Genomic DNA, 12598 nt, shown 5'->3' with positions numbered 1-12598 from the left:
CATCCCAGCGAAAGCTGGGATCCAGCCTTTGCCGTTGCTCGTCATCCCGGCGGAGGCCGGGATCCAGCTTGTCGGACGACAAGAGCGAGAAGCTGGATCCCGGCTTTCGCTGGGATGACGAGCGGAGATAACCCCGGCTGAGCCGGAGTTCCTTAAAACTCGAACTTGATCCCCTGCGCCAGCGGCAGCGCGTCGGAGTAATTGATCGTATTCGTCTGGCGGCGCATGTACGCCTTCCACGAATCGGAGCCCGACTCGCGACCGCCGCCGGTTTCCTTTTCGCCGCCGAACGCGCCGCCGATTTCCGCGCCGGACGTGCCGATGTTCACGTTGGCGATGCCGCAGTCGGAACCCGCCGCCGACAGGAACGCTTCGGCCGCCTTGACGTTCTGCGTGAAGATCGCCGACGACAGGCCCTGCGGCACGCCGTTCTGCAGCGCGAGCGCTTCGTCGAGCGTCTTGAACGGCATCACGTAGAGGATCGGCGCGAACGTTTCGGTCTGCACCACGTCGTCGGAATTTTTGACGCCGGTGATGATCGTCGGCAGCACGAAGTTGCCCGGACGGTCGGTCAGCGCCGCGCCGCCGGTGCGCACGGTGCCGCCGGCCGCCTTCGCCTTCTCGATCGCGGCGAGGTAGCGCTGCACCGACGCCTTGTCGGTCAGCGGACCCATCAGCGTCGTGGGCAGCGTCGGGTCGCCGATCTTCGCTTCGACCTGCTTGTACGCGCCGACGAGCGTCGCGACCACGTCGTCGATAATCGCCTCGTGCACGAACACGCGGCGCGTCGACGTGCAGCGCTGGCCGGCCGTGCCGACCGCGCCGAACACGATCGCCGGAATCGCGAGCTTCAGATCGGCGGTCGCATCGACGATGATCGCGTTGTTGCCGCCGAGTTCGAGCAGCGAACGGCCCATGCGCTGGGCGACGCGCTCGCCGACGAGGCGGCCGACCTGCGTCGAGCCCGTGAAGCTGATCAGCGGAATGCGGTGGTCGTCGACGAAGCGCTGCGCCAGTTCCGTGCGCGCGTCGTTGAACAGGAAGAAGATGTTCGGGAAGCCCGCGGCGATGAGCGCCTCGTTGCAGATCTTCATCGCGGCGACGGCCGACAGCGGCGTCTTCGGCGACGGCTTCCAGATCGTGATGTCGCCGCAGATCGCCGCGAGGAACGCATTCCACGCCCACACGGCGACCGGGAAGTTGAACGCGCTGATCACGCCGACGAGGCCGATCGGGTGCCACTGCTCGTACATGCGGTGGCCCGGGCGCTCCGAATGCATCGTGTAGCCGTAGAGCATGCGGCTCTGGCCGACCGCGAAGTCGGCGATGTCGATCATCTCCTGCACTTCGCCGTCGCCTTCGGGCTTGATCTTGCCCATTTCGAGCGCGACCAGCGAACCCAGCGCGTCCTTGTGCTTGCGCAGCGCTTCGCCGCACAGGCGGATGGCTTCGCCGCGCTTGGGCGCCGGCGTCGTGCGCCACACCGCGAACGCGGCCTGCGCGCGCGCGATCAGCGTTTCGTAGTCGGCTTCCGAACTGGCATGCACGCGCGCGATGACTTCGTTGTTGCTCGGATTGATCGACTCGAGCACGCCGGCATCGGCGGTCTTCGACCACTCGCCGTTGCCGAGATAGGTGCCGGAATTCATCTCGGCGAGGCTGAGCGCGGAAAGGATCTTGGCGGACATGGAAGCTCCGAAGGCGTAGAAAAACCGGGCGCGGGTTGCGCAAAGTCGGCAATTATAGCCGTTAAGTTGGAGCCTCATCAGGGCCGGACAAGGCCGGGGCGACGGAGCCAATCCGGCGCCGTCGCGCAGTGCCAAACCCCCGGCCGCTATCCCTTCTGCCGCTTCGTCGCGAACAGCACGTAGCCGGCGACGGCGAACAACGCCGCGTAGCCCAGCGCGTACGGCGCGGTGCCGATCGCCGGTACGGTCACCTTGCCGGCCGGCTCGCCGCCGAGGTAGTCGAGCATCGTGTAGGTATACGGAAATACAAAAGCATATTTCCACTGCAGCAGGCCGAGCGCGCCGATCCAGGCGACGAAACCGGCGCCGAGCGGCACGAGATAGTTGCGGCTGTGCAGCGCGATCGCGTACTGCGCCGCGACGATCGGCAGGCAGTCGACGAAGTAGCGCGCGTTTTGAGCGAACACGAACGATGGCGAGAGCATGTCGGACGGCCACGGCACGCCGGCGACGAAGAGCCACGGCACCGCTGCGGCGAGCCAGATGCCGACGCTGAACAGTGCGAGCAGCTGCCCGATCAGCACGAGGATCACCGCGAGCTTCGCGGCGTAGATCGTGGCCGGATGCAGCGGCAGCGTGCGCACCTGCTTCCACGCGTTGTTGCGAAACTCGATCTGCGCGACGAGGCTGGTCGCGAGAATCGCGGCGATCGGCAACAGCAGCATCGCCATCGATTCCCACGCGCTGCGCCACAGCGACGGCCAGAACGCGGGGTTCGCGTACAGCGCCGGCAGCTTCGCGTGCTGGACGAGCCGCACGGCAATGATGATCGCCGGCGTGAACAGTGCGCCGCCGAGCACGAGCCAGCCGGCGAAGCTGCGGCGGCGCTTGAGCCATTCGCAGCGCAATACCATCGGAAAGTCGAGCGTCATGTCAGTTACTCACGAGGTTCATGAAGATGGCTTCGAGATCGTCGCCGGCCGTGTGCAGCTCGTGCACGTCGAGACCCGCGTCGACGAGGCGGCGATTGACTTGCGCGATGGCCGTATTCGGCATCGCCGGCATCACGATGCGGCCGTCGGCTATCGTCGCGGCGATCGACTGCCGCGCGAGCAGCGCGATCGCGCGCTCGTCGTCGTTCGTCGCGAGCGCCACGTGCGTGCGGCGGCGGCGCTGCAGTTCGTCGAGCGTGCCTTCGAACAGCACGCGGCCGCGATGGATGATGCCGACGTGCGTCGCGAGTCGTTCGATTTCGGCCAGCAGATGGCTCGAAATCACGATCGTCAGGCCGCGCTCGCGGTTGAGCCGCGTCAGCAGCGCGCGCATCTCGACGATGCCGTTCGGGTCGAGTCCGTTCGTCGGCTCGTCGAGGATCAGAAGTTCCGGTTCGTGCAGCAGCGCCACGGCGATCGCGAGCCGCTGCTTCATACCGAGCGAAAACTCGCCGACCTTCTTGCGATGCGTGCCGGCGAGGCCGACGAGGTCGAGCACGTCGCCGATCTTCGCCTCGTCGACGCGATGGACGGCCTGCAGCAGCGCGAGGTTTTCGGTCGCGGTGAGATGGTCGTACAGCGACGGACTTTCGATCAGCGAACCGACGCGGCGCAGGATGTCGATGCGGTGCGCGGCCAGCTGCAGACCGAAGATCGAGATCGCGCCGTGCTGCAGGGCGATCAGTCCGAGGATCAGCCGCAGCGTCGTCGTCTTGCCGGCGCCGTTCGGGCCGAGAAAGCCGTAGATGCTGCCGGCGGGGATGCGCAAGGTGACGCCGTCGAGCACGACGTCGCCGTTGCGATAGCGATGAACCAGATCGTTCACTTCGAGACAGTGCATGGCGTGCCTTGCGGGAATTTAACTTGAAGTTAAACTATCACGGCACAAATTTAAGTCAACGTTAAAGTTCTGGAGATTTCATGACGACGAATGCCTCGGTGCGGGAAATCCGCGGGCGCAGCGCGCGGGCGCGGCGGATCCTGACGGTCCTGTCGTTCGCGCTGGCCGGCACGTTCGTGCTCGAGCGCTTCGGCCTGATCGCGATGCGTCTATCGACCGACGGCGACGGCTGGCGGCGCCTCGCGCTGCAGGCGGTCGCGACGAGCCCCGAGGTGTTCTACCTGTGCGCGCTGTGGTGGGTGCGGCAGGCGCTGGCCGCGTTCGCGCGCGGCGACATCTTCGCGCCGACGATCGCGCGCATGCTCGACCGCGTCGGCGTGACGCTCGCCGCCGGCGCGCTCGCCGGCACGTTCGTCGTGCCGCCGCTCGAGCGCGCGCTCGGGGCCGATCCCGGCTACTGGATCGCGTTCGACGTCGCCGGCGTCGTGCTCGGCGCGCTCGGGCTGTCGCTGACCGTCATCGCGCATGTGCTGCGCCGCGCATCGGCCGTGCAGGCCGAACTCGACGAGATGTTCTGATGCCGATCCGGATCACGCTCGACGAAGTGCTGGCCGCCAGGGGCCTCAAGGCGAAGCAGGTGGCCGCGACCATCGGCGTCAGCGAAACGCATCTGTCGCTGTTCCGCTCGGGCAAGGTGCGCGGCGTGCGTTTCGGCACGCTCGCGAAGCTGTGCGCTGCGCTCGGCTGCCAGCCCGGCGATCTCGTCGCCTACGACTACGACGAATCCGATCTTGCGGCCGACGAGGACGATGCCGGCTGACAGTCGCTGCGGCATACTCGCGCTTCGCTACGCATCGGAAGAATCAGGGGCCGCCATGCAGCGGGAAGCGTTCGCGCGCGTCAAAGCGCTGTTCGATGAATTGTCCGACCTGCCCGACGCCGAGCGCGAAGCGCGCCTGGCCGCGCTCGAGGACGATCCGGCGATCGTCGACGAAGTGCGCGCGCTGCTCGCGCAGACCGCGCTCGGCACGAACCGCATCGCCCAGCCCGTGCTGCTCGCGCTGGCACGGGTCGCCGGCGACGAGCTGAAGGTCGGCGACAGCCTCGGCGTGTGGACGCTCGTCGGCGAAATCGGCCACGGCGGCATGGGCACGGTCTACCGCGCGCAGCGCAACGACGGGCATTTCGAACAGGTCGCGGCGATCAAGCTGCTGCGCGGCATTCCCGACGCCGCCGCGCTCACGCTGCTCGCGCGCGAACGGCAGATTCTCGCGCGGCTGTCGCATCCGAACATCGCGCGGCTGATCGACGGCGGCGCGACGCCGGCCGGCCAGCCGTACCTCGTGCTCGAATACGTCGAAGGCGAACCGATCGACGCGTACGCCAGGCGCCTCGCGCTCGACGTGCCGGCGATCGTGCGGCTCGTGCTCGCGGTCGTCGACGCGGTCGGCTTCGCGCACCAGCGACTCGTCGTGCACTGCGACCTCAAGCCCGGCAACATCCTGGTCGGTGCCGACGGTCGTCCTATACTTCTGGATTTCGGTATTTCGCAACTGTTGAACGAAAGCGTCGCGGCCGAAGCGGCACTGATGCAGCAGGCGTACACGCCGGGCTACGCGAGTCCGGAACAGCGCGCCGGCGCGAGCCTGTCGACCGCGACCGACGTCTATGGCCTGGGGCGCGTGCTCGACGAGCTCGTGCGCGGCGACGACGCCACGGCGTTGCCGGCGCCGCTGCGCGCGATCGTCGCGCGTGCGACCGCGGACGATCCGGCGCGGCGCTACGTCAGCGCCGTCGCGCTCGCCGACGACCTGCGGCGCTGGCTCGACGGCCGCGCGGTCGACGCGATGGGCGCCAACCGCTGGTATCGCGCGCGCTGCTACCTGCGGCGCAACGCGCTCGCGTTCGGGCTGGGCGCCGCGGCCGTCGTCGCGCTCGTCGGCGGCCTCGTCGGCACGCTCGCGAGCCTGCAGGAAGCGCGTGCCGAACGCGCGCGCGCGCAGACCGCCGCGGCACGCGCCGAGCGCACGGCCGACTTTCTGGGCAACCTGCTGGGCGCGGTCGACCCCGACCGCGCGCGCGATCTCGACAAGACGCTGCTGTACGAAATTCTCGATCGCGCCGCGAGCGATGCGGCGCGCGAGCTGGCCGCCGAACCGACGGTGCTCGCGCAGATCGAGGGCGTGATCGGCACGACGTATCACCAGCTCGGCGAATACGACAAGGCGCGCGCGCATCTGACGCATGCGCTCGAACTCGCGCCCGCCGACGCGCTGCGCGAACGGCTCACGCTGCGCGAGAAACTCGCGAACGTCGACGGCGCGCAGCATCGCGACGCCGACACGGCGCGCGAGTACGAAGCGGTGTGGGCCGAGCGCGTCGCCGCGTTCGGGCCGGACGACCGCGACTCGCTGCGCAGCGAACAGCTCGCGATCTACCAGTGGACGATCAACGGCGAACTGCGCCGCGCGGGCGACGCCGGCGCGGCGCTGCAGCCGCGGCTCGAACGGGTGCTCGGCGCCGACGACCCGACGACGCTGGAAAACCTGCAGACGCTCGCGATCGTGCACGGCGAGCTGCGCGAGTTCGACGCGGCGGAGAAAATCCTGACCGACATCATCGGGCGCTATCGGCGGCTGGGCTCGGCCGGCGAGTTCGCGTCGCAGAACAGCCTCGCGATCGTCTACCTGCGCGCGCAGCGCTACGCCGACGCCGAAGCGCTGCTGCGCACGATGTATCCGGCCGCGCGCAAGCGTTTCGGCGACAACACGTTCAAGACGATCAACGTGACCGCGCTCCTCGCCTCGGCGCTGCGCAAGGGCGGAAAGCTCGACGAAAGCGCGCAGTACTACAAGCTCGCGCTCGATCGCTCGACCGCGGTCTACGGCGAAGACGCGGTGGTGACGCTCAACTACGCCGCCAACTACGCGGCGTTCCTGGTCGAGAAGGGCGACGCGGCCGAGGCGCTGACGCGCGTCGACGCGGTGCTGCCGAAGCTCGAAAAGGCGCTCGGCGCCGAGCACGCGGCGCTGGCCGAAACGCAGCGCATCCGCGGTCGCGCGCTGACGGCGCTCGGCCGCAAGGCGGACGCGCGCGCGGCGTGGGAGCGTGCGCTGGCGATCGACCGGCGCGTGTTCGGGGCCGATACGCATCCGCAGATCGTCGAGGATCTGGCGGGGGTGAAGGCGTTGGAGTAGATGGCGATGGGCGGTTTGCGCTGCAGCGCCCTTGATCGTCATCCCAGCGCAAGCTGGGATCCAGCCTTTGCCGTTAAGGCCCAGAAAGCTGGATTCCAGCTTGCGCTGGAATGACGGGCAAAAAGCGAGAGCAAAAACGCCGGATGTCTCGCCACATCCGCAAATCATCCGTCAATGACAAGCACCCAACGCCAACCGCCCGGCCTTAGAGCGGCTGCTCCAACTCCCGACTCAACCAAGCCCGCGCGAATTTCAGCTCCCGGTCGACCGTCGACAGCGACACGCCGAGCACGTCGACGATCTGCTGCCGGTCGAGCCCCGCGAAATACGTCAGATGCAGCACTTCGCTCGAACGCGCGTCGAGCCCCTCGAGCTTCGTCAGCGCCTGGTCGAGCGACAGCACGTCGGCCACGATCGACTCTTCGCCCGGATCGGCATGCGTGAGCGTGACGCGCACCGCGTGGCCGCCGCGCTTGACCGCGACGCGCGCGCGCGCGTGGTCGACCAGCGCCGAGCGCACGAGCAGCGACATCGTCGCGAAGAAATGCGCGCGGTTCTTCCAGTCCATCGGCGAGTCGACGACGCGCAGCACCGCCTCGTGCAGCAGTTCGGTCGGCGTCAGCGTCGAGACGCCGTTCATCTCGCGCAGTCGCTGCGCGGCGATGTCCTTGAGCTGCGTGTAGACGCGCTCGAACAGCCGCGCGAACGCGCGGCCGTCGCCGCGCTGCCACGACTGCAGCAGTTCGGTCAGCCCGGAATGACTGGCCTGTTCCTGATCGGCGCGCATCGTTTACCACCCCCGTTTGCGCGCGACTTTGCCGCCCCGCCGGGACAGCGTCAATGCACGATCACTTGCCGGCCGCGCGCCAGTCGGCCGAAATCGTGACGCGCCGCTGCGCGAGCGCGTCGTCCTGCGCGTCGATGCGATCGACATCGATCTCGACGCAGACGCGTTCGCCGTCGCGCGACGGCGGCAGCACGGACGCCAGATCGATCAGGAAGTGTTGCGGCACCGGGCCGCTTTCGCCGACGTTGTCGACGCCGAGCGTCAGCGTTTCGATGTCGCGCCGCGATCCGGCGTCGCCGGCCAGACGCACCGTCAGCGTCGGGCTGTAGCGCGCCGACGGCGTGTGATGGCGCACGTGCAGCGCCAGCCGCCTGGCGCCGCTGCGCAGCGCCTGCCAGGTTGCCGCGTCGGCATCCAGACACAGTTGCACCGGCAGTTGCGCGTAGGTCGTTTCGATACTCGCCATGGCCGGCTCGCCCGGCGCGGCGCCGGCGTGCGCGCAGGCCGCGGCGAGCGACGCGAGCAGGCCGACGAAAAAGCCGCGGATTGCGCGATCGTAAGTCATTGTTGCCTCGGTCCGGGCTTGGCGACCGCCGCCGTGACAGCGGCCGCCAAGTTTTCCGGGTGCTTGGGGTCACCCAAGCGATAGAGCACCGCGCCGGAAATGAAGTTCAATCGACGCACACGTTCGTTACAGCACCGCGATCTCGACGACGGCCGGCACGACCTCGGTCGGACCGTCCGTGCCGGCGCGCGGCACGGCGATGATCTGCAGCGAAATCGTGTCGTCCTTGAGTTCGCCGGCTTTTTCCAGCGCGCGCAGCGTCGGCGTGAGATCGACCAGCGCCGACGGATCTTCCTTTTCGCCGTGCTCGTCGTGTTCGCCGTGACCGCCGTCGTGGCGCAGGAAGCTGATCTGCGTGACGTAGTGCGGATCGGTATCCGGGGTCGCGGCCGTGAGGTTGGCCGCGTTGACGAACACGCGCACCGCCTCGACGGATGCCGGCACCTTGATGTGCTTGATCAGCGCGTAGACCTCGGGCGTGCGCTTGGCCTGATCTTCCGCCATCACGAGGTTGCGCACCGACTTGCGCAGCTGCGCGCGCTTGACCAGCGGCTTCTCGGCGGTCGCGGCGTCGGTGTTGGGTTCGGCGAGCACCTGCACGTTCTCGACGCTGCGCACGCCTTCGCCCGATGCGAAGAACGACAGCAGCCGCTTGGCGCGCTCGCCGTCGTACACGATCTTCGAGGCGGGCGGCAGGCCGGCATAGGTGTAGCCGAGCGCGATGGTCGACTGCAGCTCCTTCACGGCCTTGCTGTACGGCGTGCCGTCGGGCGTGAGGTAGTTGTCCTTGAAGTTCATTTCCAGCCACAGGCGCTGGGTGTTGGCGTCCATCCCGGCCGTGTTCTTGTTGCCCATCGCGTTCCAGAACGCCCAGATGCGATCGATGTTGCCGTGATGCATCATGAAGATCGGATCGCGCGGCGAGCCCGGCGACGGCATGAAGCCGCCGGTGTAGTTGTGCACCGTATTGTGCGGCGTGCGCTCGAGCGTGCCCTGCACGCCGCCGCCGGCGACGACCCAGCGCATGTCGAGATCGTTCTGGTTCGGGTTCTTCGACGTGCCGAACAGCTGGAAGTCGGTTTCCGAATAGATCTTCTTGATCACTTCGGGGCCGACGATCGAATCGCGCAGCGGCCAGCGCGCCGGATCCTTCAGCGTGCGCGTGCTCACGTAGAGCGGATTGGGCTTGCCGTCGTACGTGGGATCGGTGAACGCGGCCGGGATCGTGCGGTCCTGCGTCCAGTCCCAGTACGGCATCGCGAAGTTCGGCGTCTTCGTCAGCACGCGCACGGCGCGCTCGTACATCACGACGTATTCGCGGTGCCACGGCAGGAAATACCAGTCGCCGTGCGGGCAGTACTTGTAGCGGCCGGTGTCCTGGTTGCCGTGCTGCAGCGAGTAGCCGAGCCACGACAGCGGCTTGGACTGATCGTATCCCTGCATGATGCGGACGAAGTCGCGGTACGCGGACAGGTCGGGATCGTTGAGCGGCATGCCGTTCAAGGTCTTGCGGGTCGGCACCGCGCCGGCCGCGACGGCCGCACGCAGGCCGCCGAGCGAGCCGGAGAAAGCCGCGACCGCGCCGCCGGCGATGGCGGCCTGTAGAACCGTTCTGCGTGTCGGCATTTCGAGTCTCCGTTGCGTTTTTGTGGGGAGCCCGCGCCGGACGCGCCGCTGTCGCGTTAGCGAAGTGAAGAAAGTGAAAAGCGCTACATTGTGCTGTCCCCGGGCGAGCGGAGTTTCGTCGCCCGCAAGCGACCGCGTAACCTGTATGAAATGACAGTTGAGTTCGCCGGTAGCGGGGTGTAGCCGCGCTCAACCCTCGGCGGCGGCGTGAATCGCGGCACGGATGCGCGGATAGGTGCCGCAGCGGCACAGGTTGCCGCTCATCGCCGCGTCGATGTCGGCATCGGTCGGCCGCGGGTTCTGCGCGAGCAGCGCGCAGGCCGACATCAGCTGGCCGCTCTGGCAGTAGCCGCATTGCACCACGTCGACATCGAGCCACGCGCGGCGCAGCGCATCGGCCTGGCGACCGGCGAGGCCTTCGATGGTCGTGATCCGGCGGCCCGCGGCGGCCGCGACCGGCAGCACGCACGAGCGCACGGCGGCGCCGTCGAGGTGCACCGTGCACGCGCCGCACAGCGCCTTGCCGCAGCCGAACTTCGTGCCGACGAGCGCAAGTTCCGCGCGCAGCACCCACAGCAGCGGGGTATCGGGTTCGGCCGTCACGTCGACGTCGCGGCCGTTGATGTTCAGGGTCGTCATCGCGGATTCCTCAGGTCAGTCGCAGCGGCAGCGTGCGCAGGCGTCGGCCGGTCAGCGCGAAGACGGCGTTCGCGACGGCCGGCGCGATCGGCGGCGTGCCGGGTTCGCCGACGCCGCCGGGCGCTTCGCCGCTCGCGACGATGTCGGTCTCGATCGCCGGGCATTCGTTCATGCGCAGCGGCGCGTAGTCGTGGAAGTTGCTCTGTTTGACGCGGCCGTTCTCGATCGTGATTTCGCCGTGCAGGGCGGCCGACAGGCCGAACACGATGCCGCTTTCCATCTGCTGCTTCACATGATTGGGGTTCACCGCGACGCCGCAGTCGACGACGCAGACGACGCGATGCACGCGGATGCGGTCGGCGTCGACGGACACCTCGGCCACCTGCGCGACGATGCTCCCGAACGCGCGGTGCAGGGCGATGCCGTGCGCGCGGCCGGGCGCGGCCGGCGTGCCCCAGCCGGCGAGTTCGGCGGCGCGATGCAGCACGGCCAGATGTCGCGCGTTGCCCGCGAGCAGTGAGGCGCGGAACGCGACGGGATCCTGCCCGGCTGCGTGGGCGGCTTCGTCGACGAAGCTTTCGACGAAGAACGCGTTCTGCGAATGCGCGACGGAGCGCCAGATGCCGACCGACACCGGCGTTTCGACGGGAAGGTGCGCCACGCGCGCGGCGGGAAACGCATAGGCCTGGTTCGACGCACCGTCGGTCGACATGTCGATCATCGCCGGCGCGCCCATGCTCGAACCGGCCGAGGTCGTCTTCCACGCGACGAGGCTGCCTTGCGCGTCGAAGCCCGCCTCGCAGCGGCAGACGAACGCGGGGCGGTAGTAGTCATGCTGCATGTCGGCCTCGCGCGACCAGATCAGCTGCACCGGCGCGCCGTTCGCCGCGCGTGCGAGCGTCGCGGCCTGCACGACGAAATCGGTGAAGTAGCGCCGGCCGAAGCCGCCGCCGAGGAGGGTCTGCACGACCTCGACGTTTTCGGCGTCGATGCCGAGCGTCTGCGCCACGGCGTCGCGCGCGAAGCCCGGCGCCTGCGTCGGTATCCACGCCGTCGCCTTGCCGTCCTTGAATCGCACCGTGCAGTTCATCGGCTCCATCGTGGCGTGCGCGAGAAACGGCACGCGATATTCGGCCGTGATGCGCCTGGCCGCTGCGGCAAGCGCCGCGTCGACGTCGCCGCGTTCCAGATGCGTGTTGCCGGCCTGCGTGTCGAGGGCGCGCGAGAGATCGTCGAGCAGCGTCGCGCTGTCGACGCTTGCCGCGGCGCCGTGTTCCCATTCGATGGCGATCTTTTCGAGCGCGCGCGTCGCATGGAACGGCGTGTCGGCGATCACCGCGACGCCGCCCGACGTCGCGCCGCCCATGCCGCCGATGCCGCCGGCGACCGGTTCGAGCGCGACGATCGCGCGCACGCCGGGCAGCGTCCGCGCGGCGCTCGCGTCGTAGCCTTTCGCTTTGCCGCCGAGCGTGGGACACATCGCGACGCTCGCGTAGACGAGGCCGTCGGGCAGCGCGTCGATGCCGAAGCGCGCCGAGCCGTCGAGCTTCGACGGCGCCTCGATGCGGCGTGCCGGCTTGCCGATCAATTGGAACTGGGACGGCTTCTTCAACGGCGCGTCGTACGGCACCGGCAGCGTGGCGGCGGCGAGCGCGAGTTCGCCGAACGTCGCGCTGCGGCCCGACGCGTGCGCGATGCGGCCGGCCTCGACGCGAAGTTCCGAGGCCGACACCTTCCATTGCGCGGCGGCAGCGGCGACGAGCATCGCGCGCGCCGACGCGCCGGCCTGGCGCAGCGGCAGCCACAGATCCTTGATGCTGGCCGAACCGCCGGTGCCGGCGAGGCCCGGAAACTCGCGCACGATCCGGCCGGCGACGTGGCGCGTCATGCGTTTGACGTAGCCGTCGTCGTCGGGCTGGAACGGCAAAGCGTCGAGCAGCGCGGCCTGGTTGTTGTAGATCGCGTCGTACGACGCCTGCTCGACGCGGATGCGCGAAAAGTCGGCGTCCATCTCGTCGGCGACGAGCATCGCGAGGCCGGTGTGCGTGCCCTGGCCCATTTCGGCGTGCGGAACCATGACGGTGACGGCGTCGTCGGTTGAAACCTTGACCCATCCGTTCAAAGCGGCCTGATTCGGCGCGGCGGCGAGCGGAGCGGCACCGACGAGGCGCTGGCGCGCGGGCAGGGCGGCCCAGCCGACGACGAGCGCGCCGGCGGCGCCGAGCGTGCCGAGGATGAACGTGCGGCGCTTGAGCTTGGGCAT

The 12598-nt window shown here is 68.7% G+C and carries 11 protein-coding genes; 3 read left to right on the top strand and 8 right to left on the bottom strand.

All coding sequences use genetic code 11. From position 1 onward, the window contains the following. Nucleotides 1-152: 152 nt before the first annotated feature. The 3 genes from amaB to OD750_RS23400 form a co-directional block, all read right to left on the bottom strand. Nucleotides 153-1688 carry an L-piperidine-6-carboxylate dehydrogenase gene (amaB, locus tag OD750_RS23410; protein WP_263540674.1) on the bottom strand — a complete coding sequence of 512 codons (1536 nt, stop codon included), beginning with the start codon at nucleotides 1686-1688 and terminating at the stop codon, nucleotides 153-155. Between the two features lie 146 nt (nucleotides 1689-1834). After that, nucleotides 1835-2620, bottom strand: coding sequence for an ABC transporter permease (locus OD750_RS23405; RefSeq protein WP_263540673.1), 786 nt, complete (start codon nucleotides 2618-2620; stop codon nucleotides 1835-1837). 1 nt (nucleotide 2621) lies between these two features. Then, nucleotides 2622-3521 (bottom strand): ABC transporter ATP-binding protein, encoded by a 900-nt coding sequence (locus OD750_RS23400; protein WP_263540672.1) that lies wholly within the window; start codon nucleotides 3519-3521, stop codon nucleotides 2622-2624. 80 nt (nucleotides 3522-3601) lie between these two features. Here OD750_RS23400 and OD750_RS23395 point away from each other — a divergent pair, with 80 nt between their 5' ends. Genes OD750_RS23395 through OD750_RS23385 form a run of 3 tightly spaced genes read left to right on the top strand, consistent with a single transcriptional unit; the run spans nucleotide 3602 to nucleotide 6718 of the window. Then, nucleotides 3602-4099 carry a DUF2975 domain-containing protein gene (locus tag OD750_RS23395; RefSeq protein ID WP_263540671.1) on the top strand — a complete coding sequence of 166 codons (498 nt, stop codon included), beginning with the start codon at nucleotides 3602-3604 and terminating at the stop codon, nucleotides 4097-4099. Continuing rightward, the gene (locus OD750_RS23390) at nucleotides 4099-4341 is read left to right on the top strand and encodes a helix-turn-helix domain-containing protein (RefSeq protein ID WP_263540670.1); all 243 of its coding nucleotides are present in this window, start codon (nucleotides 4099-4101) and stop codon (nucleotides 4339-4341) included. Before OD750_RS23395 ends, OD750_RS23390 begins: the two co-directional genes overlap by 1 nt. 55 nt (nucleotides 4342-4396) lie before the next feature. After that, entirely contained in the window at nucleotides 4397-6718 is a 2322-nt protein-coding gene (locus OD750_RS23385; RefSeq protein ID WP_263540669.1) for a serine/threonine-protein kinase, read from the top strand. 205 nt (nucleotides 6719-6923) lie between these two features. Here the strand turns inward: OD750_RS23385 and OD750_RS23380 are convergent, their stop codons facing one another. From OD750_RS23380 to OD750_RS23360, 5 genes are all read right to left on the bottom strand, one after another. Next, entirely contained in the window at nucleotides 6924-7505 is a 582-nt protein-coding gene (locus OD750_RS23380; RefSeq protein ID WP_263540668.1) for an ECF-type sigma factor, read from the bottom strand. A gap of 61 nt (nucleotides 7506-7566) precedes the next feature. Beyond that, nucleotides 7567-8070 (bottom strand): hypothetical protein, encoded by a 504-nt coding sequence (locus OD750_RS23375; protein ID WP_263540667.1) that lies wholly within the window; start codon nucleotides 8068-8070, stop codon nucleotides 7567-7569. Nucleotides 8071-8196: 126 nt separating this feature from the next. Beyond that, entirely contained in the window at nucleotides 8197-9696 is a 1500-nt protein-coding gene (locus tag OD750_RS23370) for a tyrosinase family protein (RefSeq protein WP_263540666.1), read from the bottom strand. Between the two features lie 189 nt (nucleotides 9697-9885). Then, complete coding sequence (locus OD750_RS23365; RefSeq protein ID WP_263540665.1) at nucleotides 9886-10335, bottom strand: (2Fe-2S)-binding protein; 450 nt, start codon at nucleotides 10333-10335, stop codon at nucleotides 9886-9888. Between the two features lie 10 nt (nucleotides 10336-10345). Then, nucleotides 10346-12598: a xanthine dehydrogenase family protein molybdopterin-binding subunit gene (locus OD750_RS23360; RefSeq protein WP_263540664.1), complete on the bottom strand. Its 2253-nt coding sequence runs from the start codon at nucleotides 12596-12598 to the stop codon at nucleotides 10346-10348.

It is taken from the genome of Tahibacter soli (genome assembly GCF_025717065.2).
GTDB classification, from domain to species: domain Bacteria; phylum Pseudomonadota; class Gammaproteobacteria; order Xanthomonadales; family Rhodanobacteraceae; genus Tahibacter; species Tahibacter soli.
Note: the sequence above shows the minus strand (reverse complement) of the source record. Positions and strands in the feature narration are given on the sequence as shown.

Excerpts from the sequence above, each read along its gene's own strand:
- OD750_RS23385 (WP_263540669.1), top strand. The coding sequence starts at position 4,397 with ATGCAGCGGGAAGCGTTCGCGCGCGTCAAAGCGCTGTTCGATGAATTG.
- OD750_RS23405 (WP_263540673.1), bottom strand. The coding sequence starts at position 2,620 with ATGACGCTCGACTTTCCGATGGTATTGCGCTGCGAATGGCTCAAGCGC.
- OD750_RS23380 (WP_263540668.1), bottom strand. The coding sequence starts at position 7,505 with ATGCGCGCCGATCAGGAACAGGCCAGTCATTCCGGGCTGACCGAACTG.
- amaB (WP_263540674.1), bottom strand. The coding sequence starts at position 1,688 with ATGTCCGCCAAGATCCTTTCCGCGCTCAGCCTCGCCGAGATGAATTCC.
- OD750_RS23395 (WP_263540671.1), top strand. The coding sequence starts at position 3,602 with ATGACGACGAATGCCTCGGTGCGGGAAATCCGCGGGCGCAGCGCGCGG.
- OD750_RS23360 (WP_263540664.1), bottom strand. The coding sequence starts at position 12,598 with ATGCCCAAGCTCAAGCGCCGCACGTTCATCCTCGGCACGCTCGGCGCC.
- OD750_RS23375 (WP_263540667.1), bottom strand. The coding sequence starts at position 8,070 with ATGACTTACGATCGCGCAATCCGCGGCTTTTTCGTCGGCCTGCTCGCG.
- OD750_RS23400 (WP_263540672.1), bottom strand. The coding sequence starts at position 3,521 with ATGCACTGTCTCGAAGTGAACGATCTGGTTCATCGCTATCGCAACGGC.
- OD750_RS23365 (WP_263540665.1), bottom strand. The coding sequence starts at position 10,335 with ATGACGACCCTGAACATCAACGGCCGCGACGTCGACGTGACGGCCGAA.
- OD750_RS23370 (WP_263540666.1), bottom strand. The coding sequence starts at position 9,696 with ATGCCGACACGCAGAACGGTTCTACAGGCCGCCATCGCCGGCGGCGCG.
- OD750_RS23390 (WP_263540670.1), top strand. The coding sequence starts at position 4,099 with ATGCCGATCCGGATCACGCTCGACGAAGTGCTGGCCGCCAGGGGCCTC.